The organism is Paludibacterium yongneupense DSM 18731, from assembly GCF_000422925.1.
Taxonomy (GTDB): domain Bacteria; phylum Pseudomonadota; class Gammaproteobacteria; order Burkholderiales; family Chromobacteriaceae; genus Paludibacterium; species Paludibacterium yongneupense.
This window is the reverse complement of the sequence record NZ_KE383957.1, coordinates 93,593-117,824: the sequence shown is the minus strand read 5'-3', so window position 1 is coordinate 117,824 and position 24,232 is coordinate 93,593. Positions and strand designations below refer to the sequence as shown.

17 protein-coding genes and 1 pseudogene are annotated in these 24,232 nt (G+C 62.9%); 11 read left to right on the top strand and 7 right to left on the bottom strand.

All coding sequences use genetic code 11. The annotated features are described in order from the left end of the window. Position 1: 1 nt before the first annotated feature. Both G520_RS0114995 and G520_RS0114990 read left to right on the top strand, forming a co-directional pair. The gene (locus G520_RS0114995; protein WP_028536359.1) at positions 2 to 1,405 is read left to right on the top strand and encodes a PhoH family protein; all 1,404 of its coding nucleotides are present in this window, start codon (positions 2 to 4) and stop codon (positions 1,403 to 1,405) included. Next, a complete protein-coding gene (locus G520_RS0114990) occupies positions 1,405 to 2,196 on the top strand; it encodes an alpha/beta hydrolase (protein ID WP_036666379.1) in 792 nt (263 codons plus the stop codon). The genes G520_RS0114995 and G520_RS0114990 overlap by 1 nt, the downstream gene beginning before the upstream one ends. Before the next feature lie 46 nt (positions 2,197 to 2,242). On the opposite strand, the gene G520_RS24085 is transcribed toward G520_RS0114990, so the two are convergent. Further along, a complete protein-coding gene (locus G520_RS24085; protein ID WP_051229434.1) occupies positions 2,243 to 6,295 on the bottom strand; it encodes an EAL domain-containing protein in 4,053 nt (1,350 codons plus the stop codon). A 369-nt stretch (positions 6,296 to 6,664) separates the two neighbouring features. Here G520_RS24085 and G520_RS0114980 point away from each other — a divergent pair, with 369 nt between their 5' ends. Then, positions 6,665 to 7,555, top strand: a complete 891-nt coding sequence (locus G520_RS0114980; protein WP_028536357.1) for a hypothetical protein — start codon at positions 6,665 to 6,667, stop codon at positions 7,553 to 7,555. Between the two features lie 12 nt (positions 7,556 to 7,567). On the opposite strand, the gene G520_RS24080 is transcribed toward G520_RS0114980, so the two are convergent. After that, positions 7,568 to 11,191, bottom strand: a complete 3,624-nt coding sequence (locus G520_RS24080) for a PAS domain S-box protein (RefSeq protein WP_051229433.1) — start codon at positions 11,189 to 11,191, stop codon at positions 7,568 to 7,570. 276 nt (positions 11,192 to 11,467) lie between these two features. Here G520_RS24080 and G520_RS0114970 point away from each other — a divergent pair, with 276 nt between their 5' ends. Further along, entirely contained in the window at positions 11,468 to 12,523 is a 1,056-nt protein-coding gene (locus G520_RS0114970) for a 3-deoxy-7-phosphoheptulonate synthase (protein ID WP_028536356.1), read from the top strand. Between the two features lie 87 nt (positions 12,524 to 12,610). On the opposite strand, the gene G520_RS0114965 is transcribed toward G520_RS0114970, so the two are convergent. Together G520_RS0114965 and G520_RS0114960 are read right to left on the bottom strand one after the other, a co-directional pair. Continuing rightward, positions 12,611 to 13,063 carry a hypothetical protein gene (locus tag G520_RS0114965; RefSeq protein ID WP_156876976.1) on the bottom strand — a complete coding sequence of 151 codons (453 nt, stop codon included), beginning with the start codon at positions 13,061 to 13,063 and terminating at the stop codon, positions 12,611 to 12,613. 304 nt (positions 13,064 to 13,367) lie between these two features. Beyond that, a complete protein-coding gene (locus tag G520_RS0114960; protein WP_028536354.1) occupies positions 13,368 to 13,763 on the bottom strand; it encodes a hypothetical protein in 396 nt (131 codons plus the stop codon). 224 nt (positions 13,764 to 13,987) lie between these two features. On the opposite strand from G520_RS0114960, the gene G520_RS0114955 reads away from it, so the two are divergent. The 5 genes from G520_RS0114955 to G520_RS0114935 all read left to right on the top strand — a co-directional run bounded on the left by G520_RS0114955 (position 13,988) and on the right by G520_RS0114935 (position 19,112). Continuing rightward, a complete protein-coding gene (locus G520_RS0114955; protein ID WP_028536353.1) occupies positions 13,988 to 14,578 on the top strand; it encodes a LexA family protein in 591 nt (196 codons plus the stop codon). A 4-nt stretch (positions 14,579 to 14,582) separates the two neighbouring features. Beyond that, a complete protein-coding gene (locus G520_RS0114950) occupies positions 14,583 to 15,842 on the top strand; it encodes a Y-family DNA polymerase (protein ID WP_028536352.1) in 1,260 nt (419 codons plus the stop codon). A 93-nt stretch (positions 15,843 to 15,935) separates the two neighbouring features. Further along, the gene (locus tag G520_RS23000; RefSeq protein ID WP_084637661.1) at positions 15,936 to 17,624 is read left to right on the top strand and encodes a cache domain-containing sensor histidine kinase; all 1,689 of its coding nucleotides are present in this window, start codon (positions 15,936 to 15,938) and stop codon (positions 17,622 to 17,624) included. Further along, complete coding sequence (locus tag G520_RS0114940; protein WP_028536351.1) at positions 17,621 to 17,977, top strand: response regulator; 357 nt, start codon at positions 17,621 to 17,623, stop codon at positions 17,975 to 17,977. The genes G520_RS23000 and G520_RS0114940 overlap by 4 nt, the downstream gene beginning before the upstream one ends. Positions 17,978 to 18,089: 112 nt before the next feature. After that, a complete protein-coding gene (locus tag G520_RS0114935) occupies positions 18,090 to 19,112 on the top strand; it encodes an adenosine deaminase (protein WP_028536350.1) in 1,023 nt (340 codons plus the stop codon). A 50-nt stretch (positions 19,113 to 19,162) separates the two neighbouring features. Here G520_RS0114935 and G520_RS0114930 read toward each other — a convergent pair whose 3' ends face one another. After that, positions 19,163 to 21,028, bottom strand: a complete 1,866-nt coding sequence (locus tag G520_RS0114930; protein WP_028536349.1) for a methyl-accepting chemotaxis protein — start codon at positions 21,026 to 21,028, stop codon at positions 19,163 to 19,165. 309 nt (positions 21,029 to 21,337) lie between these two features. Here G520_RS0114930 and G520_RS0114925 point away from each other — a divergent pair, with 309 nt between their 5' ends. Both G520_RS0114925 and G520_RS0114920 read left to right on the top strand, forming a co-directional pair. Continuing rightward, positions 21,338 to 21,898, top strand: coding sequence for an acetate uptake transporter (locus G520_RS0114925; protein ID WP_028536348.1), 561 nt, complete (start codon positions 21,338 to 21,340; stop codon positions 21,896 to 21,898). A gap of 96 nt (positions 21,899 to 21,994) precedes the next feature. Continuing rightward, positions 21,995 to 22,753 (top strand): SDR family NAD(P)-dependent oxidoreductase, encoded by a 759-nt coding sequence (locus tag G520_RS0114920; RefSeq protein ID WP_028536347.1) that lies wholly within the window; start codon positions 21,995 to 21,997, stop codon positions 22,751 to 22,753. A gap of 10 nt (positions 22,754 to 22,763) precedes the next feature. On the opposite strand, the gene G520_RS0114915 is transcribed toward G520_RS0114920, so the two are convergent. Then, positions 22,764 to 23,324: a cob(I)yrinic acid a,c-diamide adenosyltransferase gene (locus tag G520_RS0114915; protein WP_028536346.1), complete on the bottom strand. Its 561-nt coding sequence runs from the start codon at positions 23,322 to 23,324 to the stop codon at positions 22,764 to 22,766. Next, positions 23,324 to 24,232 (bottom strand): annotated as a pseudogene (locus G520_RS25405) (hypothetical protein); the annotation flags it as partial. The pseudogene G520_RS25405 and the gene G520_RS0114915, both read right to left, overlap by 1 nt.

Genomic DNA, 24,232 nt, shown 5'->3' with positions numbered 1-24,232 from the left:
CATGGCCAGTCGTAAAAAGACCAAAACCAGCAAGCTGTTTGTGCTCGACACCAACGTTCTGTTGCATGATCCGACCTCTCTCTTCCGCTTCGAAGAACACGACATCTTCATCCCCATCATCACTCTGGAAGAACTCGACGATCACAAGAAAGGCATGTCCGAAGTCGCGCGCAACGGTCGCCAGGCCAGCCGCTTCCTCGACGAGATCGTCAGCGGGGCCGAAGATCATATCGAGGAGGGCATTCCCCTCAAGTCGCACAGCCGCGACGCGGCGACCGGCAAACTGATTCTGCAGACCCAGGCCATCCATAGCGTCCTGCCGACATCCCTGCCAGTGGGCAAAGCCGACAACCAGATTCTCGGCATCGTCATGGCACTCAAGGACCTGTACCGCGATCGCCCGGTCATCCTGGTTTCCAAAGACATCAATATGCGCATCAAGGCCCGCTCGCTGGGCCTGGAAGCCGAAGACTATTTCAACGACAAAGTTCTGGAAGACACCGACCTGCTGTACACCGGCACCCGCGAGATCGACGCCACCTTCTGGGAGCGCAACGGACGCGACCTCAAGTCATGGCAGGATCGCGGGCGCAGCTACTATCAGCTCAAAGGCCCCGACACGCCCAGCCTGTACATCAACCAGATGCTGTGGCAAGAGGGAGAATCGCCGCTACAGACGCGGGTCGTCACCCTCGACGGCAAGACGGCGGTACTGGAAACGCTGAAAGACTACGGCCATCAGAAAAACAATGTATGGGGCATCACCGCGCGCAACCGCGAGCAGAATTTTGCCCTCAACCTGCTGATGAATCCCGAAATCGACTTCATCACCCTGCTCGGCCAGGCCGGCACCGGCAAAACCCTGCTGACCCTGGCCGCCGGCCTGGCGATGACGCTGGAACAAAAGCTGTACAGCGAAATCATCATGACGCGGGTGACCGTGCCGGTGGGCGAAGACATCGGCTTTCTACCCGGCACCGAAGAAGAAAAAATGGCCCCGTGGATGGGCGCGCTGGAAGATAACCTCGACGTACTCAACAAGAGCGACGACGACGGCGGCGACTGGGGGCGTGCCGCCACGCGCGACCTGATCCGCTCGCGCATCAAGGTCAAGAGCCTGAACTTCATGCGCGGCCGGACCTTCCTCAACAAATACCTGATCATCGATGAGGCGCAGAACCTGACGCCGAAGCAGATGAAGACCTTGATCACGCGTGCGGGGCCCGGCACCAAGGTCGTCTGCCTGGGCAACGTCTCGCAGATCGACACGCCCTATCTGACCGAAGGAAGCTCGGGGCTGACCTACGTCGTCGATCGCTTCAAGGGGTGGGACCATTCCGGCCACATCACCTTGCAGCGCGGCGAGCGTTCGCGCCTGGCCGACCACGCGGCCGAGGTTCTGTGATGCAGCCGAGCCTCGAGCTCGTGCACGAGGCCGCGCGGGGAGCCGCGCGCGCGCGGCCCCCGCTGCTTTTCGTCCACGGCGCCTTCTGCGCCGCGTGGTGCTGGCAGCAACACTTCATGCCCTGGTTCGCCGAACGCGGTTTCGACTGCTGGGCACTCAGCCTGGAAGGACACGGCGGCAGCGACGGCCACCACTACCTATCGGCAATCAGCATCGAAGATTACCGCCGCAACCTGGTATGGGCGGTCAAACGGCTCAAGACCGCGCCGGTGATGATAGGTCACTCGATGGGCGGCTATGTGATTCAGAACTATCTGACTCATCAGCCGCTGCCGGGTGTCGCGCTACTGGCTTCGGTTCCTCCTTACGGCATGGCGGCTTCCAGCCTGCGCCTGATGACGCAGGCGCCATCCTTGTTCATGCGACTGAATCTGTATCAGAGCAGCAACTATCTCCCCGCCGTCGACGAATTGCGCGCGATGCTGTTTTCCCCGGATGCGCCCGACGAGACAGTGGCCAGCACCATGGGCCTGTGCCAGCAGGAAAGCCAGCGCGCCATCATCGACATGACGCTCGTCAATCCGCTCGGCATCATGCCCCTGCATGAGACGTCGGCGCTGGTCCTGGGCGCCGCTGAAGATCGTCTGGTCTCGCCGGAAGACGTGGTCGCGAGCGCGGAGCGCCTCGGCGTCAGCGCCGAGATACTGCCGCACATGGGGCATATGATGATGCTGGACACGCATTGGGAAAAAACGGCAGAACGTATATTTCTCTGGCTCGAAACGCTATAGCGCAGTACGCGGCACCCCAGCAGCAAGGACGGCCACGCCGTCCTTGCTATCCTTCCGCGCCCGGAACGGGGAGGCTTGGCGCGCACGGGGCCAGCATGGCGCCGATGCGCTCGGCACTGACCGGGCGACTGAACAAGTAACCCTGCATCGTATCGCAGCCGAGCCCGGCCAGCGCGACCGCCTGCGCCTCGGTCTCCACCCCTTCCGCAATCACCTCCATACGCAGTGAATGGCCGAGCGAGATGATCGCCGCCACCAGGGTCATGGCATCCTCTTGCTCCAGCATCGTCGTGACGAAGGCGCGATCGATCTTGAGCGCCTGCACCGGCAGACGCGCGAGATAGGCCAGCGAAGAATAGCCGGTGCCAAAGTCGTCGATGGCGACCCGGATGCCGGTCGCGCGGATCACCTGCAACGACTCGATGCAGTGATCGATATTCTGCATGATCAAGCTCTCGGTGATCTCGAGGTCGATGCCGGGATCGGCACCGAAAGGGGCCAATACCTGTGCAACTTTGCTGCCAAAGTCTTTGCGACGCAGCTGGATGGCGGACACATTGACCGCGACGCGGGGAGCGCTCAAGCCGGCCAGCTCCCAGCTCTGCCTGTCTTCGGCCGCCTGCCCGAGCGCCCAGGCTCCGACATCAAGAATCAATCCGGTCTCTTCCAGCATGGGAATGAAGCGCGCTGGCTCGACCAGACCCGCATGCGGGCTCTGCCAGCGCAGCAGGGCCTCGACGCCGGCCACTTCGCGGCTGGCGGCATCGATCTTGGGCTGGTAGTAGAGCAGGAACTCGCGCCGAACCAGTGCCTGGCGCAGTTGATTCTCCAGCGCCAGCGCTGCCACGGCGCGCTCGGTCATCTCCTGGCGATAGAACAGGAATTTTTCGCTCGTCGCCTTGGCTTTTTTCAACGCGGCTTCGGCATTTTCCAGCAGTGATTCGGCATTGTTGCCATCCAGTGGATACATGGCGATACCGAACTTGGCCGATGCGCGCAACTCGCCGGCCCCCAGCACGCAGGGAACTTCCAGACAGTCGCGCAACAGGCTTTCGACTCTACGCGCCACCTCGTCATCACTGTCGGCATTGAGCACGATCGTCGCGAATTGATCCGACCCTAGCCGGGCCAGCAGGCTGGGGTCATCGACACATCCAGCCAGGCGCTGTGCAAGCAACTGTAAAACCTCGTCCCCCGTCCTGCGTCCGTAGACATCGTTGATGAATTTAAAATGTTCGATATCAATCAGTATCAGCGCACAGCGGCGGACTTCGCGCGCGGCCGCTGCCAGCGTCTGACTCAGGCGATCGAGAAACAGGGTCCGGTTGGCCAGCCGGGTCAGAGCGTCGTAATAGGCGAGATAGTCGAGTTCCTCCTCCTTGCAGATATGGTCGAGTGCAAAACCGATGTCGCCGGCCAGCTCTTCCAGCAAAGGAACTTCGACACTATCGAACGCCCCGACTTCACCCGCGAACAAGGCCAGGACGGCGACCGTCTTCCCCTCGACAGCAATAGGCAGGCAGGCGACGGCACGCAGACCGCCGTGCAGGAAGTCGGGCCAGAGCGCGGACAGCGACGCGTCGGCGGCAATGTCATTGCACAGGACGAGTTCCCCGCTGCGCGCGGCTTGGCACGACGGGCGACGGGAAACCGGCGAGTCCGGATTCGCATCCAGCTCGATTTTCTCGCGATAAGCATCATCCCCGCCGTAGCTGGCGGCAACACGCCCGATGCCGGTGACCGGATCGATGACACCGATCCAGGCCATCTTGAACGCGCCGGCCTCGACCGCTATATGACAGACCTCGTCGAACAAGGCCGAGCGATCATGGCAACGCACGATCAAGGCATTAATCCCGCTGAGCACCGCATACATATGATTCAGCCGTTCTACCCTGTGACGCAGGATCACCTGTTGCAGCATGATGGCCAATTGATGCGCGACGGCTTCAGCCTCCTGCTGCTGCACCGGGTCAAAAGCACCGGCACGGTCGGACGCCAGATTCAAGGCGCCGAGTAGCGCGCCATCCGCGATCAGGGGCAGCCTGAGGTAGGACTGCATGCCCTGCCGATACAGCCGCTCCAGCAAGGCGCTACGATCGTTCAAGGCCCCAAGGTCAGCGACCAGGCAGGCCTCGCCGCAACGCAGCCGATCGAGGTCGGCCAAGCCGTAGCTTTCCAGCGTCATCAGCGTCTCGGGGGCGTACCGTGCGCCATCGCTGCGCTCGAGCGCCAAGACCGTCGCCGTGCGTTTTTCCCAGTCGAACACCATCGCGGTCGCACCCCAGTACGGCACCCAGCTGCGCAGATGGCGCAGGCCGAGTTGCGCCACCTGGCGTGGGTCATGCGCGGTCAGAATGAATTGGTTCATCTCCTGTAGCGACTCCAGCTGTCGCGCATGTCGCTCTATCGCGGCTTCGGCGCGGCGCCGCGTACTGATATCGCGCAGAATGACAGTGAACGAGGTTTCGCCCGCGGTTTCCTGCCGCGCCAGCGATGCCTCCAGCGGAAAGGTCTCGCTGTTGGCGCGCAGACCGAACAACTCGACCACGCCGGCGCGCCAATCGCCGGTCTTGCGATCGGGGGCCATGGACTCGAATGCCGCGCGGCCACCGCTCTGCAGCGCAGCGGGAAGCAGAAAATCGAGCCCGCGCCCGAGCACCAGGCTCGCGCTCCAGCCGAACATGGTTTCGGCCGCGGCATTGAACAGCACGATATGCTGTGCGGCATCGATGACCAGAATCGCATCCATGGCCGACTCTACGATTCCGGCACAGCGCGCCTCGCTTGCACGCAACTCGTTCAGGGCGGCGCGCTCCCGGCTCAGATCGCGCGTGACTTTGCCGAAGCCGAGCAGCTGCCCGTCGCTGCCGCTGACGGCGTACAGCGTCGTGTGCGCCCAAAAGCGACTGCCATCGCGCCGGATACACCATCCCTCGCTGTCGACACGCCCCTGCCGCACGGCTTGCGCCAGCAAATGCTGGGGCAGCCCGTCGGCGCGGTCCTCGGGAGAATAGAAGCAGGCGCAGGAATGACCGACGATCTCGGCCGCAGAATAGCCCTTGATCAGCTCCGCGCCAGCACTCCAGCTGACGACGAGCCCCTCGGGATCAAGCAGGCAGAAGGACAGGTCGGTCATCGCATCCACCAGCAGACGAAACTGCTGTTCACTGCGGCGCAGCGCATCGCTGACTTGGCGCTCGGCGCTCAAGTCAACCAGGCTGCTCAGACGACACATCGCGCCGGCATAGGCGATGGGGCGCGCAGAAGCCAGAACGCTGATCCGCGAACCGTTGCGGCGACGCAATTCGAACTCGGTGCGTTCGCATCCGTCGCCCGCCAGACCCGCCTCCCCGCACACGATGGCAAGCGGACGCCCCAGCACCTCCTGTCGCGCAAGCTCGAACAGGGCCAGGAAGGCCGGATTGACATCGACCACACTCCCGTCATCCACGCGTGAAACGCAGTGCGGCACCGGACTGGCATCGAACATCGCGCGCAGATCCGCCTCGCTCGCGCGCATTCGCCCGCTCGCAGCCTCCTGATCGGCCTGCGCCTGCATCGCGCGCGAGCGCGCACGATGCAGGCCGCCGCTCAGCACGCTGACCAGAACGCCATCCAGCAGCAAAATGGACCATTCGATGGCGAAGCGGCCGCCGGGAGGAATGAAAAAATAGCCGGCCCCCAGCACCGTGATCAGGGTGGCAAGCAGGCCCGGTCCGACTCCACCGTACATCGCACACAGAATGACCGGCAGGATAAACAGGATCAGCAAGGGACGCTGACCGACATCGCCGCCGAGACCGGCGCACAGATACAGGGCCAGGCAAGGCGCAGCCAGCGCGAGGCCATAGCGAACCGGGATGCGCTCATGCCAGGCTACGGGCGAAGCGCCGCGCCACGGCGTCCCTCCCGCTTCGCGCGGCCCGGACAGCAGCAGCAGCGCGAGCCCGAGCTTGACCACGGCCAGCGGCAAGGCTAGCCGGACTCCGGCGCTCCCCCATAGTGCGGCGTACGGCGGCACGATCCACAAGGTCTCGAACATCAAGTACAAACCGGCACCCGCCCATAGCCAGCGGCGGCCTTTCGACGCAGTCATGCGTGAATCGCTCCTGGAGACTGGGGGGGGATATACGCCGCACCCCTCGATGATCGCGACGCGGAAACATCGGCACCGCATGGACTCATGCGGCCATAACCCGGTATAGCAAATTGCCATGATGTCAGGGTAGGAGATCATGCAACCAGCCTGCCCGAACGCAGCAGGGGACGGAAAGCGAATCGCATCCCAGAGACGCGGACCTTTAAAAATAGGATACCGGACACGGTGCGTCAACTGTTTGTCTGGCCATCGCGCAGGGCTTTCAGTGCCATAGAATTGAGCGATCCGTGGCGCTCCCGCCTGTCTCGGGGGCGCCATGCCGGAAATGCACCCGCCCGGCACATCTTCGATCATTAAAGGTTAGGCATGAGCTTTCGCATAGCAAGCAAGACCGTCAGCCACGACAGCCCCTGGTTCAGTTTCAAAGGCGACGGCGAGATACAGGCCTATGTTCTGGGAATGCAAGAATTCAGCATCCGCTTCAAGCCGGGGGACTATGCCATTGCCAAGCTGGAGCTGAATATAGTGGATGTAGCCGCAGGCGCGGGCTCGATACGCGGCAGTGTGAATTGCACCGTACTGGATACCGCCGGCAACAGCCAGTTGCACGAGGCTCATGCCACCGTCAACCTGATAGCCTGGTGCGGCGCCGACCCGGACCGGGTCAAACTGGAATACCTGAATCCCTTGCACAACGGCGGCTGGGATGTCATTGACACCGGCGGCGACACTCCACAGTGGGGCGCAACCGCCATGAGCGGGTTCGTCGTCGGGCAGTACAACGGGTTCGGGCGGGATTTCGGCGTATTGACAGCCGCTGCCGCCTTTCATCAGGCGCAAGGTTCGTCCGAGGCACGGGTGACCGGCACCGTAGGCCTGCATGGCAGGCCGTCCGCCGGCGGCGCCTTGTGTTCGGTCTATCCGTTCTACCTCGTCAGCGCGGAGAAACACGACACCCTGGCCCAGCCGCTGCATTATTCGACCAATACCACCGCCCGTTACAGCCGGAGCATGGCCCTCCCCGCCGGGCACCGGCTCGCCAACGCCGTTCCACTGATCAGGGGCTTCACCCTCGCCAGCAGCGACAACCGGCGCAGGGCAGAGGGCATACAGGTCGGGACGCCCGCGGCGCAGGCCTGCGGCGACGAGGTCGTCTTTCCGCACGGCAGTTTCGTCAGGATATGGGATAGCGCCGGAGAATTCTCCGACACGGAGCACAGTGCGCTCGACGTACTGCTGCTCGCCACCCTCCGCTGAGACCGCCGTGCGTCAAGCTCTGGCCGGCATCCGGTCGTCCTCGCTGGAAGACACACCCGGCAATCCCAGAACCTGCTCGAATTCCTCGATCGGCATCGGACGGTTGAAGTGAAAACCCTGTCCGATATCGCAGCCTTCGGCCAAAAGAATATCCCACTGCGCCTGCGACTCCACCCCTTCGGCCACCACGGAAAGTCCGAGATTATGCCCCATGGTGATAATGGCACGCACGATGGCGGCATCGTTGCCGGCACTCAGAATATCGTTGACGAAGGAGCGGTCGATTTTGAGCTGTTCGAGCGGCAGCTCCTTCAGATAGGCAAGCGATGAGTAACCGGTACCGAAATCATCGAGACTGAAATTGACCCCCATCTCCCACAACTCGACCATCTTCTTGATCGACTCGTTGACATTCTGCAGCAGCAGGCTTTCCGTCAGTTCAAGCTTCAACCGTCCACGCCGGATGCCATGCACGTCGAGCAGACGCCGGATCTGCGGCACAAAATCGGGATGACGGAACTGGCGGGCGCTGACATTGACCGCCAGCGTCAGGGTATTGAATACGGGATCGTCGTGCCAGCGCGCGAGTTGCTCGCACGCCAGCTCCAGCACGCGCTGCCCCAGGGGCAGGATAAGCCCGGACTCCTCGGCCAGGCCGATGAACTCGTCGGGGCCGACCACCCCGCGCGCCGGATGGTGCCAGCGGACCAGCGATTCCGCGCCGATCAGGCGGCCATGGCGATCGACCTGCGGCTGGAAGTACAACAGGATATGGTCGCGCGTCAGCGAACGCCGCAAATCCTTTTCCAGCATCGAACGGTTCTCGACCGCCGACTGGATCACCGGATCAAAGAAACAAACGGTGTTGCGCCCCGACGATTTGGCCTGGTACATCGCCAGATCCGCTTGTTTCAACAGCTCATCGGTTTTCTCGGTCTGGCCATAGAACAAGGTGACACCGATACTGGTCGTACTGTTGTACTCGTTCAGCCCGAGCAGGTAGGGGCGGTCCAGCGACTTGACGATCTTGCCCGCCACCTGGCGCGCCTGCGCCGCCGCCTTCTCGGGTGCGACGTTCATCCCTTCGAGCACGATGATGAATTCGTCCCCCCCCAGCCGCGCCACGGTGTCACGCTCGCGTACGCACGCCTTCAGGCGGCGTGCGACCTTGACCAGCAATTGATCGCCCATATTGTGGCCCAGCGTGTCATTGAGCTGCTTGAAGTTGTCCAGATCGAGAAACAGCAAGGCGCCGGGATGGCCGCTGCGTTGGCTCGCGCGCAAAGCCTGCCGTAAACGATCCATCAAAAGTTGCCGGTTGGGCAGCTGTGTCAGCGGATCGTAGAACGCCAGCGTGCGGATCTCGTCCTCGGTACGCTTGCGTTCGGTGATATCGCGGCTGAACACGAAAATTTTGCCGCCATCGGCGGGCGAATACGAGGCGGACACTTCGATCGGCCACACCGTGCCGTCACGGCGGCGATGCAAGGTTTCAAAATGGATGCTGCGCTTCTCGGCGATGCTTTGCAGCCGCGCGAGCATGGCGTCGGGAGCCAGTCCCTGTTCCAGTTCGCCGACATGCATCCGCAGCAGCGTCTCGCGGTCATAGCCCGAGACCCGGGAATAGGCATCGTTGACCTCCAGCAGGCGCCCCTGCAGGTCGGTCACGTAGAAACCGTCGGTCAGATTTTCCAGTACATGACGGTAGTGCTGATCGGCGCGCTGCCGCGACTGCTCGGCCTCGAGCGCCTGCTGGTTCATCCTCTCGGCTTCACGCTGCGACGCCAGATTGCGGCACACCATCAGCAGGTGCACCTCACCCTTGATCAGCGGCAGGGTGAATTCGCAATCGACTTCCAGCCGCTGGCCGAGCGAAGACACGAAGTGGGTTTCCAGCCGCTGCTCGCCACGAAACGACAGGGCCCGGCGCGCGGTGACCAGCAAGCCCGACTCGCGCCAGGCCGGCGTATGGTGAAAGTCATGCGCCATCAACTGCTCGCGACTGGCGCCGACCAGGGTCGCCAGGGCCTGATTGGCCATCACGCAGCAACCGTCGGCGCGGTACAGGCCCATCGCGACCGGTGCGGCGTCGAACAGCTGGCGGAAGTGCTCTTCCGAATCGCGCAGCGCATTCTGCGCCTGCTTCATCGGCGTCACGTCCATAGACATGGAATAAAAACCCTGCACCCGCCCGTCCAGCGTATCGCGAACCAGATGCACCTGCAGGTAACGCGCGGACGGCCCGCCGGTGCGATCGACCGCGATTTCGAACGACTGCGCCTCTCCGGCCAGCGTCGACTCGACATAGGGCAGCAGATCGCCATAAACGCTGTCGGAATGGATCTGGCTCAGATGCTTGCCCAGCAGTTCGCCGCTTTGCGAACCATGCCAGTCGTGATAGGCGCGGTTCGCGAAACGGTTGTTCATATCGCGATCGAAATAGCCGATCATCGCGGGAACATTGTCGAGTATCGTCTGCAGCACCTGTTCGCGCTGCCGCAGCTGGGCCGTTTTCGCTTCGACCAGGACCTTGAGTTCCTCCCGGCTGCGCTGCACCTCGGTCATGTCGACCAGGGCGCCGATAATGGCGGGCCGCCCGCCCTGCATGAAGACGCTGCCGTGGATGCCGACGGCGATACGGCTCCCGTCGCAACGCAGGCCGATCGAATTGTAGCGGATCGCACGCACGGTCCCGTCCAGCCGCAGACGGATATTGCGTTCTACCGTGGGCAACTCTTCTGCGGCACACAGCTTTTCCAGCGGGGCATTGTATAAATCGCCGGGCTCATAGCCGAAAATCGAGGCAAAGGCCGGGTTCAAATAGCAGAGTCTGCCGTCCTGTACCATATAAAAGCCCGCCACCGACGACTCGACCAGGGCCTGGAACTTCAACTCGGCGTCCGTCCTCGCCTCCTCCGCCTGCCTGTGGCGGGAAAGATCGCTGCACACGCGCGCGACACCGACGACGCATCCTCCTGCATCGCGCAGGGCCGACACGGACAGCAGGGCATCGACCGGAACACCGTCCTTGCGCAGAAAACGGCCTTCGACCGGCGCCACGTCCTCGCCCGCGATCACGCGCTGCTGCAGGCGCCGGTCGCGCAAGCGGTCCCCCGGCGGCAGCAGGAAGTCATAAGGCAGACCCAGTGCTTCATCCGCGCGGTAGCCGAACAAAAGCTCCGCGCCGCGGCTCCAGCGGGTGATGAGTCCCTCGCCATCGGTAGCGACGATGGCCGACCCGGCCGCATCGACCAAGGTAGCCAGTTCCTGCAAGGACTGCCGGTTGGCCGCGCTGCGGCGCAAAACCCGGTGCATGCCCCAGCTCATGGCGGTGATGGCCAGTCCGAGCAGGGCAAAACTCAGCAAGCTGCGCAAATCGGAAGCATTGGACACGCGCAGCGCCGCAACCGGTTCGAATAAAAGATAATCGGCGGCCAGCGTCGACACCGCCGTCGAAGCGAGAGCCGCCATCGGTCCACCGATGGCGGCGCACAGGACAACGGGCAGCAGCAACAGCAACAGCGACGCCTCCGCATGCCCGGCAGCGGATTGAAGACCGGGCACGAAAAACGGCGTGCAAGCGATGATGCCGTACAGTATCCAGCGGGACGTTTTCGATAACGGGCGCAGGCCCATCCAGCCATTCCTTTCCAAGCCTTGGTTCAAACAGGCGCACGCGGCAGTCCCTGCTCACGCGAGCCGCGCCCGTGCCAGTCGCACTGGGGGCCCGCAGGGTCCGTCTGCACGGCAAGCCATTGATCCGCAACATTGTTCAGGTATTATGGAAAGATGGCAAGCTATTAATAACATTTACCGCTGAGAATCTGCACTCTAGCGCTGGGCAATGGCGGCACGCACAAGCCCGGGCGTATCTGATAGTCTTGAACGACATATAAACGAATACGTACCCCCATGCTACCGACCGAAAACCTCAATATCGACTCTTTCGATGCCATGCCGACGCCGGCCGAGATCCACCGTCGCCTGCCGCTCGACGAAACGACCGCCGCAACCGTACTGACCGGGCGCCGGGAACTGCAAGCGATTCTCGACCGCGAGGACGACCGCCTGATCGTCATTGCCGGGCCCTGTTCCATTCACGATCCGGTCGCCGGGCTCGATTACGCCCGCCGCCTCAAGGCGCTCTCGGACGAACTGGCCGACCGCTTCCTGATCGTGATGCGGGTCTATTTCGAAAAACCGCGCACCACGACAGGCTGGAAAGGCTTCATCAACGACCCGCGCATGGACGATTCCTTCCGCATCGACGAAGGCATCGAGCAGGCGCGCCGCTTCCTGCTCGCCGTCAACGCGCTGGGCCTGCCGGCTGCGACGGAAGCACTCGATCCGATCGCCCCGCAGTACATCGGCGACCTGATCGCGTGGACCGCAATCGGCGCGCGCACATCGGAATCGCAAACCCACAGGGAGATGTCGTCGGGACTGTCGACACCAGTCGGCTTCAAGAACGGCACGGACGGTTCGGTCTCGACCGCCGTCAACGCGATCATGTCCGCCGCCCAGCCACACAGCTTCCTCGGCATCAATGCCGAAGGCAATTCGGCCATCATCCGCACCCGGGGCAACCGCTACGGGCATCTGGTCCTGCGCGGCGGCGGCGGCCGCCCGAACTACGACAGCGTCAGCATCGCGATGGCGGAGGAGTCGCTGCGCAAGGCATCGCTGCCGGCCAACATCGTGGTCGACTGCTCACACGCCAATTGCGCCAAGCATGCCGAACTGCAACCGCTGGTCGTCGGCGACGTCGTGCGCCAGATCCTGCACGGCAATCGCAGCGTGGTCGGCCTGATGCTGGAAAGCTTCATCGAAGCCGGGACCCAGCCCTTTACCGGGGACCTGGCGACACTGCGCTACGGTTGCTCGGTCACCGACCCCTGCCTCGACTGGGACAGTACGGTACAAACCTTGCGTCAGGCCGCGCACGACCTGCGCGGGATGCGCGCATGAAAAAACCGCCCTCGCCGTTGTTCACGGCGAGGGCGGTTTTCCGGGCCGGCTCGCGCGCCGGCCCCCTCTTCACGGAAACGTTGCCGTTCAGCGAGTCAGGTTCACCAGCTTGGCAGAGAACTGACGGGCCTCTTCCGGCGACATGCTGCCGCGCTCGTGCAGTTCGGCTTCGATCGAAGCCAGACCGTCATTGGTCACGGCATGCTTGCGCACGATGGCAGGCAAATCGAAAATCAGGCCCACGGTGCAAGTCAGAATCATCCCGATGCAGGTCACGATGGTCTTGTCGATATGGCCCTGGAAAGCGAAAACCAGCGCAAAGACCCCGAACACCAGCGGGCAGGCCAGCAGCCATCGGATGGCGACCCGGGCAACACGCTCTTTCCACGAGTGCTGGCGGCGGCGTCTGGAGATATCGTCCAGCAACATCGCGACGTTGTTGCTGACGTGAGCCGGCTTGCCGGGCAACGTCCGTTCTTGTCGAATCTCGGACAGGGCCGGGCTCTCTGGCAAAACTTGTGCATCAGTATGTGTTGGCATTTTATTCCCTGTTTTATTCCCTGAAAGACTTTTCATCACAGCGCCACCGCAGGCGCGTTTTCTGAGTCCCAATGCTCGGTATTTCCTGGCCGCCAGCCACCCGAACCCGGCCCAACCCCCGACCGTGCACCGGTGCCCCGCCACCAATGGATAAACTGTGGCAGACTGCATTGTAGAATACTTTACTTCTGGCAGATAGCCTGTTCCGCGTCCATCCCCTAAGTGTACGATTTTAGCTGTTTACACGAAGTCACACAGGCGAAACCGCAACATTTTGACAAAAAACAAATCGAACCGCGTTTCGTCAGGAACTTTTCCCATCGTGCACCGGCGGCGCTTGCTCCAGCCATTCGATCAGGGCCAGCTCCTCGGCCGGCTCGAGATCGGACAAGATAGCCAGCACCCCCTGCACGTCTTCTCCGGCCAGGGCACCGCGCGCGGCGTCCTCCACCCGCGCCGCCAGGGTGCCTATCAGCATCCCGGCCGGCTCCTTCCCGGTCGCCCAGCCTTGCGCCGCCTGCCGGATCAGGGCGAGCTGCTCCGGCGACAGCTCCCGCATCAGGCCGCGCCGCGCACGGCTGACGACCAGACCATAGCGATCGACGATGTTGTTGATGCGCCCGGACAAACTGCCCCCTTCCACCTGACTGATTACATCCTCGGCACGGTCGCTGATGTAGATACTGGTCTTTTTGCTCATGACACCTCTCCCGGCTGGATACTCTCCCTAGCACTATAGGTGGCACCTTTGGTAATTCAACTTTATCTGGCAGCAACAGCCCAAAGTCCCCAGTCATCAAGCCGGCGTTGCGCCGCGATTCCGACCTGACGGGCGGGATTTCTGGTGACCCGGGGAATTAAGATGAATGCCCGAATTGATTTTTGCTACAATTATCAAATACCGACTTCAGTTAAGGATTCCCTATGCTCAAGAAACATGGCGGCTCCCGCCCCGGCGCCGGCCGACCGGCCGGCAGCGGGCGCATCCAGACCGGCGAAGCCCTGACCCAGCTCCGCATTCCCGTCGCCGACAAGTCGGCCGTCATCGACCTGGTCCAGCGGCGGCAGGCACAACGACTGGCCGCTCCCCCCGCACCGCCGCACTGGCTGCCCGCGGCAGCGCCGCACGCTTTGCACCTGCCCCTGTTCGCGAGCGGTGTGCGCGCGGGTTTCCCGTCCCCCGCCGATGACTATGTCGAAGACAGGATAGACCTGAACAGCTATCTGATCGAAGATGGCCCGGCCACCTTCATGGTCAGGGTCGAGGGCGATTCCATGATAGGCGCCGGCATCTTCGACGGCGACCTGCTGGTCGTCGACAAGGGGCGCACACCGGTCCAGTTCGACATCGTCGTTGCCGCGCTGGACGGCGAATTCACCGTGAAGCGGCTGGATCGCCGCGGTGGACGTATCGTGCTGCAGGCAGAGAATCCAGCCTTCCCCCCTATCATTCCCAGCTACGAGCAGGAGTTCATGATATGGGGTGTCGTCACCGCCTGCGTACGGAAATTCTGAACGCATGGCCGACTTCGCCCTGGTCGACGGCAACTCGTTTTACACAAGTTGCGAGCGTGTATTCCGTCCGGATCTGATCGGCCGCCCCATCATCGTTTTATCCAACAACGATGGCTGCGTCGTCGCGCGCTCGGCCGAGGCCAAGGCACTGGGCATAGAGGGCTTCCTCCCCTATTTCCGCATCGCCGCGCAGTGCCGGCGCCTGGGGGTAGCGGTTTTTTCCAGCAACTACGCGCTATACGGCGACATGAGCCGGCGCATGATGACGGTTCTGGCCGAGCGGTGCGCGCGCCAGGAAGTGTATTCGATCGACGAGTGCTTCCTCGGCCTCGACAGCCGGGCCGATCGCCTCGCGCTTGCGCGCAGCCTGCGCGACGAGGTGCGCCGCCGCGTAGGCATTCCGACCTGCGTCGGCATCGGCCCGAGCAAGACGCTGGCAAAGCTGGCCAACCATGTCGCCAAGCGCACGCCTGACCTGGACGGCGTATTCGACTGGAACATGCTCCCTCCCGGAGCGATGGATGCGCGACTCGCCACCCTCGAGGTCGCCCGCGTCTGGGGCGTCGGACGCCGGCTGGGCGAGCAGCTGGGCGCGCTCGGCATCAAAACCGCCTTAGACCTCAAACGCGCCGACCCGGGCCGCATCCGGCGCCGCTTCAGCATCGTGCTGGAACGCACGGTAGCCGAACTCAACGGCATATCCTGTCTGAACCTGGACGACGTGGCGCCTCCGCGGCAGCAAATCCTCTCCAGCCGGTCTTTCGCGCAGCGTATCAGCGAACTGCCGGCATTGCGCGCCGCCGTCACCCACCACGCGACCCGTGCGGCGGAAAAATTGCGCACCCAAGGCAGCCGCTGCGCGCTGATCGGCGTCAGCCTCGGCACCCATCCCGCAGCAGGAGGCGAGGCGAGGCACTGGGCCTGCCTGCCGCTGGCGGCGCCCAGCGCCGATACGCTGCTTCTGGTCCGGGTCGCACTGGCGGCCCTCGAATCACTTTATCAAGCCGGATGCCGCTACCATAAAGCAGGAGTGGTCCTGCTGGACATAGAACCCGCCAACCGGCAACAGGCAGACCTGTTCCTCCCCCCGCCCGACCCGCGCCGCGAAAACCTGATGCGCACGCTGGATACGCTCAACCGCACCCACGGCCACGGCACGGTCCGTCTGGCGGCCGAGGCACTGAGCGAACGCTGGCACATGCGACAGGACTTGCGCTCCCCCCTCTACACCACCCGCCTGAGCGACATTCCCCTCGTGCGCTGAGACAGGGGCACGACAGCGGGAGCAAACCGGCATTTACCCGGGCATGTCCTGCGCCTACGATTAGATCGTACCCATATAAACTATAATTTGACGATGACGCGTGACAAAAGGCTCAAATCGCCCCCGACCCCCGGCCTGAAACTAGTCTGGGGCTTTACGCTACTCCTCTTGCTGCTGACCTGGTCTGCCATTGCCTACAAAATCCGCTCCGAACTGCAGCATGAGATCGGCAATATCAACCGCACCAACCTCAATCTCGCCCAGGCACTCCAGGAACACACGCTACGCACGCTGAAAAGCGTGGACCAGGCGGTTTTGTTTCTCAAATTCAGTTACCAGCGGGAGGGGAAGCAGGTCGACATCCCGCGCTACGTACATGAAGGGATGATACTGGGCAGCTTGTTCAATCAATTGGGCATCATCGACGAACACGGCAGCTACATCATGTCCAATCTTCCCCACCACAAAGTCATCGACCTGTCCGACCGCGAGCATTTCAAATTCCACATCGCCCGCGATTGCCAGTGCCTGTTCATCAGCAAACCCGTTCTCGGGCGCGCTTCGGGCAAGTGGTCGATCCAGATGACGCGACGGATCAACAAGGCGGATGGCCGCTTCGGCGGCGCGGTGGTGGTCTCGCTCGACCCCTACTACTTCGTCCGGCTTTATAGCGAAATGGATCTCGGAGCCAAGGGTGTGATCACCTTGCTCGGCGACGATGGCATCGTTCGCGTGCGCAAGTCGGGAAACGACGTCACTTTCGGGCAGAGCCTGTCCTCCTCCCCCGCCATGGCTCTTTCGCACAAAGCGCGGCAGGGCGTCTACAGCCTGCGCAGCATTATCGACGGCACCACGCGGTTCTACGCCTTCCACCACCTGCCGGACTATCCCTTCATGGTCCTCGTCGGCGTATCGGAGGACGCCGCCCTAGCGGACTTTCACACCCGCGAACGCGGCTACCTGCTGTTCGGCGCGCTCGTCAGCCTGACATTGCTGGCCTTTGCCCTGGCCACGACGCGGCTCTTGCGCCGGCTGATCGAGGCGCGCGCGCGCGCGGAGGAGGCCAACCGCTTGAAATCGGACTTTCTGGCATCGGTATCACACGAATTGCGCACTCCGCTCAACGGTATCATCGGCTATGCGGAACTGGTGCAAGAGGAAGAAGATCGCGCCATGCGCCGCGAATTTGCCGGCGTCATACAGACCAGCGGCCACCACTTGCTGAATCTGGTCAATTCGATACTCGATCTGGCCCGCGTCGAGGCCGGGCAAGTAAGACTCGACATGAAGCCGATTGTCGTGCGCGAACTCATTCACACCATCCTGGCCAGCTACCAGCCGATGGCGGCGGAGAAAGGCCTGGCTCTTACGCAGACGATAGCCGATGACGTCCCGCCGAACCTGAATTGCGATGCGATGCGCCTGACCCAGGTACTGAACAACCTGCTGCACAATGCGCTCAAATTCACGCGCGAGGGTGAAGTCGCCCTTGCGGTGACGCGCGAGACCGGCAGAGTGCGCTTCACCGTCCGCGATACGGGCCCAGGCATCGCCAAGAACGAGCAGCGCCTGGTTTTCGAAAAATTCAGGCAGGTTGTCACCTTCGAAAACCGCCGGCACGATGGCGTGGGGCTGGGACTCGCCCTATCGCGCCAACTGGTCGAGTTGATGGGCGGCGAGCTGGCGCTCGACTCCACGCCGGGCAAGGGCAGCACCTTCACCTTCACGCTACCGCAGGCGCCGGTGCGCGCATTGGAAAATACAACCGGGGACATCTCATGAAAGTACTGGTCGTCGACGATCAAGAGATCAATCGTAAACTGCCGATGGCAATCCTGAAAAAATACGGGGTGGAGGTCCTGGATGCGGAAGACGGGCCGACCGGCCTCTCCCTGCTGCAGCAATACCCGGACATCACGCACTTGCTGCTCGACGTCAGCATGCCGGGAATGGGAGGCGAAGAAGTCTGCCGCATTTTGCGGGCCAGACCGCTGGCGCCGCCCCTGCAAATCATCGCCTATACCGCACACGCCTTCCCCAGCGAAAAGGAACAGATCATGGCGGCCGGCTTCGACGAATTGCTGATCAAACCGATCAGCCGCGACGACCTGCTACGGGCTCTGGATATGAGCTGAAATCACAAAAAGCGCGACCGGGCTTCTGTCGCGACGCCGGAATCGCTATCCTTACGCTCTTTGGCCGTGCGATACACAGATACATCGCCACCAGCACAGGAATAAACCGACGATGACGACACGGCATCAAGCGCTGATCGCGGCGCTCCCCAAGGTGGAGCTGCACCTCCACATCGAAGGCTCGCTCGAGCCGGAAATGATGTTCGAACTGGCCCGCCGCAATGGCGTGACGCTGCCCTATGCCAGCGTGGACGACATTCGTGCCGCCTACCGTTTCGAAAACCTGCAATCCTTCCTCGACCTCTACTACGCCGGCGCCGGCGTCCTGATCGAGGAGCGCGACTTTTACGACCTCACCTGGGCCTATCTGCGACGCGCACAGACCGACAACATCGTTCACTGCGAGATTTTTTTCGACCCGCAAACGCATACCGGGCGCGGCATCCCTTTCGCGACCGTCTACCGCGGCATCCGGCGCGCACTGGATCAGGCAAAAGCCGAACTCGGCATCAGTTCGAAATTGATTCTCTCTTTTTTGCGCCACCTGTCCGAAGAGGACGGTTTGCAGACGCTGGAAGCCGCACGGCCGTTTCTTGCCGGCATCGACGGTGTCGGTCTGGACTCGAGCGAGCGAGGCAACCCGCCGGCCAAATTCGCGCGCCTGTTTGCCGAATGCAAAACGCTCGGCCTGCCGCGCGTCGCGCATGCCGGCGAAGAGGGTCCGGCCGACTACATCCGTGAAGCGCTCGACGTTCTCGACGTGTGCCGCATCGACCACGGCGTACGCATACTGGAAGACAGCGAACTGGTCGCCCGTCTTGCGCGCAGCCGCACCCCGCTCACCGTCTGCCCCTACTCCAATGTCCGCCTCAAGGTCTGCGATACTCTGGAGCAGCACCCCTTGCGCGAACTTCTGGCCGCGGGGCTCTGCGCCACGATCAACTCGGACGACCCCGCCTACTTCGGGGGGTACCTGCAGGAAAACTGGCTGGGCACGACACACGCCCTGAAATTGGAGCGCACCGAAATCGTACAACTGGCAATCAATGCCTTTGAAGCGAGCTGGCTCGATGCGGCGGACAAGGCAATGCATATCGCGGCCTGCCGCCGCATCGCGGCAACCTTCCCCGACTGAGTTCCCGCCCCCGGGCCGCAGCGCCTGGCGGCGCCGCGGCCCGGGGCAATTCAATCGACGTGGAAGCGGCCGAAGCCGCTTTCGATGCCTTCGGCATGGGCCGCCATCGCATCGAGCTGCCGGTCGACACGGTGCAGCACCTGATCGAGGCTCTGCAGTCGCGCATTGAACGACTCGCTCGAACGCGCGATCTGCTGCACCGCACCGCTCTGCTCGTCCGTTGCACTCACCACGGCTTCGATACGCACCATCGACTGTTCCATTATCGCTTTGACCGCCGCGATTTTTTCCGCCGACGACTCGATCGAGGCCACACTGCGGTCCACGCTGACGACCACGCTATCGACCACGTCAGCGGCGGTACCCGTTTCCTGTACGATCCCGCTCACGCGACTCCCGATCTCCAGGGTCGCCTGCGCCGTTTTTTCCGCCAGCTTGCGCACCTCATCGGCCACCACCGCAAACCCCCTGCCCTGCTCGCCGGCTCGCGCCGCTTCGATCGCCGCGTTCAGCGCCAGCAGATTGGTCTGATCGGCGATATCCTTGATCACATTGGTGATATCGCGGATATCTTCGGCACGGCGGTTGAGACCACTCAAGGTTTCCGCCAGCGATCTCACACTGCCGACCAGGTCGCGCACCTCGGCCACGACGCGTTTGGCTTCGTTTTCGCTATTGACCGAAATCACGCAAGCTTTGCTGATCATGCTGTCGGTCATGCGTGCCGAATCGGCGATCGACGCCACGCTACCGCTGATATTGTCCATGGCGCTGCCATTGTCCAGACTCGTCCGGGCAATATCCTGCGACTCGCTGGCGATATGCTTGAGCTCGGCGGCCACATCGGTCACCGTGTGCGTCATCGCCTGCGTGCTGCCACGCAGTTCCTTGATCATGGCTTTGAGCGTGGCAATGAAGTGGTTGAACGCGAGCACCGCCTCACCGACCTCGTCCTGGCTCGACACCGGCAGCATCCGCGTCAAGTCGCCCTCGCCGCCGGCGATATCGCGCATGGCCGATTTCATGCTATCCAGGCTTGCCAGCGCCCGCGAGATGACCCAGTACACGAGCGGCAGTGACAGCACCAGAATCAGGATGACCGCCAGTGCGATGGTCAGTGCCACCTGCCGCAACGGCGCTGCCGCTTCGCGGCGATCGACCACGACCCCCAGCGTCCAGTCGCTGCCCGCCACCGGATGCAGCAGGACGTAGACATCGCGCCCCCCGATCCTGGCGTCCTGCACCCCGGTGCCGGACAGGGCCGGGCCAGACCCCGGCCAAACCTCTTGTGCCGCCTTCATCACCCGTGCCTTGTCCGGAAACGACAACAACAGGCCGGCCTTGTTCATCAAAAACAGATAGCCCTTGTCGCCGATATGGGTCTGCCCGATGGCCGCCAGTGCGCCATCGACATTGATATCGCTGGCAACCACCGCCACCGGCTTGCCGTCCCTGGCCACGGGAGCGGCGATGGACAAGGTCAGTTGATGGGTGAATGCATCGACATAGGGTTGGGACAGGGTGACCTGACCGGCGGCCACCGCCTCCCGGTACCAGGGGCGCGACGTCGGATCGTAGGTCGCAGGCACATCGGTCTTGCGCGAGAACACATAATGCTTGTCGGCGAAACCGATGTAGGTCAGAAGAAAATCGCCGCCCTTATCGATTTCCGCCAGCGCCGGCACCGGGTCGCCAAGGCCGACGGCGGCGGACAACGCGGACGTCAGGCGCTTCTTATCGCCGACCCAGGATGCGAGCGAAGCGGAATACGTATCCGCCGCCAGCCGCATCTGGGCCAGCCGCGCATCCTCGGCCTGACGCATCTGACTGTGGTAACACAGGCCGGCAACCAATAAGACGGCAACGGCGACCAGCAGGCTTGAATAGACAGACAGCCTGACTCTTAACGATTTCATTACATTCCCCTTGTTTCCCCACTCCGCAAGCGGCGGATACGGCCAGTCCCCGCTGCCGCCGCGCCCGGCGGCACAGGACAGCGGCGCCCCGAGCATCGAGGCAGGCGACAGTCTACTGAGCAGGCCCCATAAATTCAAAGTGTTTAATTCACAGGTATTAAAAAAGGGTGTTAACGTGCGCAAAGCCAATACCGGCGCGGATGGAACAACATTGACGCACCGCAACATGGGCACGCGCGAGCTTGCTATACTGCGCGGCCCTGATGGCCGAAATGTCGCCGTCGGCTCAGACCATTTTTGAGGATTAGCATGCAGGAAACCAAAGAATTGACTTTCAAGGACCAAACCGCCAACCCCGCTCCGCTAGGCCTGCTGGCCTTCGGCATGACGACCGTTCTGCTCAACTTGCACAATCTGGGACTGCTCGCCATGAGCGGCATGATTCTGGCCATGGGCGTTTTCTACGGTGGCATAGCACAAGTCATCGCCGGGGTACTGGAATGGAAAAAAGGGAATACCTTCGGCACACTCGCTTTCACGTCCTACGGAATGTTCTGGCTGTCGCTGGTATTTCTGGTGGTCCTGCCCAAGACCGGTCTGGTCGCCGCAGCCGACCCTGCATCGATGGCGGCGTTCCTGCTGCTGTGGGGGGTATTCACGCTGCTGATGTTCGTCGGCACTCTCAAGCATGACCGCATGAGCCAGGTTATTTTCGGCACGCTGACCCTGCTCTTTTTCCTGCTCGCAGCCGCCGAACTGACCGCCAGTGCCACCGTGCTGCATATTGCAGGCGTAGTCGGGCTGATCTGCGGAGCCTCGGCCATGGCCGGCGGCATGAAGCAGGTGCTGTGCCCCGCCGCCGCGCACTAAGCGCGATCCCCGCTCCCGCTGCGGCGGGAGCGGGGCCAGAGGCGTAGAATGATGTTTTTTCCGGTGCAATCCGGCCGTAGCAAAGGAGAGAACACGATGCAAAAAACAGTATTGATCACCGGCGCCAGCGCCGGCTTCGGGCTGGCCTGCGCCCGCCTGTTCGCGGCTCGCGGCGACAAGGTCGTCGCCGCCGCGCGACGCACCGACAAGCTGGCGGCGTTGGCCGACGAATTTGGCACATCGATTTTGCCGCTGGAACTTGACGTTCAGAACCGGGCTGCCGTGCAAAATGCCATTGCCGCCCTGCCCGCCCCCTTCGCCGCCATCGACGTACTCGTCAACAACGCAGGCCTCGCCCTGGGTCTGGAGCCCGCGCATAAAGCCGATCTGGACAACTGGGACACCATGATCGCAACCAATTGCGCGGGACTCGCCTACGTAAGCCGGGCCGTGCTGCCGGGCATGGTGGAGCGTGGACGCGGAGTCGTGATCAATATCGGGTCGACCGCGGGTGAGATCCCCTACGCAGGCTCAACCGCCTACGGGGCAAGCAAGGCTTTCGTACTGCAGTTCACGCACAATCTCAACGCCGACCTGGTCGGCAGCGGCGTCAGTGCCTGCTGCATCGAGCCCGGACTCTGTGGCGGCACCGAATTTTCCCGGGTCCGCTTCCATGGCGACGCAGAGCGCGCGCAATCGGTCTATGAGGGCACGACGCCACTGAGTTCGCAGGACATAGCGGACACCGTCGCCTGGGTGGCCGACCGTCCCGCACACGTCACGATCAACAGCATCATGATGATGCCGAACTGCCAGTCCTTCGGCGGCCAGGCCGTCAAACGCAGAGCGTCCTGACGGGAATGGCTCAGCCCGGCACGGAGCGCCGGCCGGGCTGCCACAAGACGTCGGCGACGCCGGCCGCCCGGTTAAGATAGCGCGCCAGGATGAACAAAGCGTCGGACAGGCGGTTCAGATACAGCCGGGCTGGCGTGGAAACGGCTTCGTCGCGCGCCAGCGCCACCAGAGCCCGTTCGGCACGACGACAAACGGCCCGTGCCTGCTGCGACAGGGCCGAAGCGCGCGAGCCGCCAGGCAGAATGAACTCCTTGAGCATGGGCAGGTCGGCATTGAACAGGGCGAGCTGGCGCTCGAGCGCCTCGACATGCCCGACCGTCAGAACGGCATAACCGGGCACCGCCAGCTCGCCCCCCAAATCGAACAGATCGTGCTGCACCGCGCACAGCCAGTCGGTCACATCGGACGGCAGCGACTCGGCCAACAGCACGCCCAGCACGCTATTGAGCTCATCCACATCGCCGAGCGCCTCTATCCGTGGCGACTCCTTGCCGACGCGAGAGCCGTCTCCCAGACCGGTGCTGCCGTCGTCGCCCGTGCGCGTCACAATCCTGGACAAGCGGTGTCCCATCAAAATCTCTCCTCGCGCTCGGGATGGCCGAGTTCGGCGATGGCCTGGCGCAAACTGTCGCGCAAGGTTTCGTTAAACAACATCTCGTAGTCTTCCTTGAGCTGGTGCATGACACCGGAAAGCATCTGCTTGGCTTGCAATTCGAGGGCATCCTGCAGCCACAAGGACAACTCGACTTTCATGCGCGGCATGATCTTATGGGCGAGCAGATCGACCAGCTCCGCTTCGTCGACGGGTATCACCGGTTGCCGCGACGGCGGCGGCGGCTGGACATGCGAGGCGGCGGCGACACCCGCCACCTTTATCACGGACACCGCGGGTCCGGCCGGAGCGCTTTCGTCCATCGCTACCCCGTCGCCCGTCGCCCCGCCCTCGATGGAGAAGGGCCGTGCCAAACGCTCTTCCAACTCGCGCGTCTGCTGACGGCGCAATTCGTCGGCCAACCGCAGCTTGGCGGCCTGGATCATCTCCTCCATGCTCGCACCGTGCGCAATGGAGGAGAAAGCCAGCGGCGACGCCGGCTGCGGAGCCGGCGCAGGCGGCGGCAAGTCGGCCAGCACATCGAAAGCAGGCCCGGACACCGGTTCAGGTTCAGGACCAACCCCGCCCCCAAGAACGCCGCGTGGCAAACTGTCGAGGGAAATGGACTGCAGCGGGAGCAGCGATGGCAGCTCGGCCTCGGCTTCACCGAGCCGTTCTGACATACCGACCAGCGTCGGAATGGCTTGCGCTTCGTCCTTCAGTTCGGGGATGACGGCCGATGCCGGCGACGGCTCGGCTTCAAGATTCAGCTCGGGAATGACAAGCGCGACCTGCGGCGGCTCGGCGGCGGCACCCGGCTCGGCAGCCAGCGGCGGGACGATTTCGGCTTCGATGCCCGGCTCGGGGATGATGGCCGATGCCAGCGG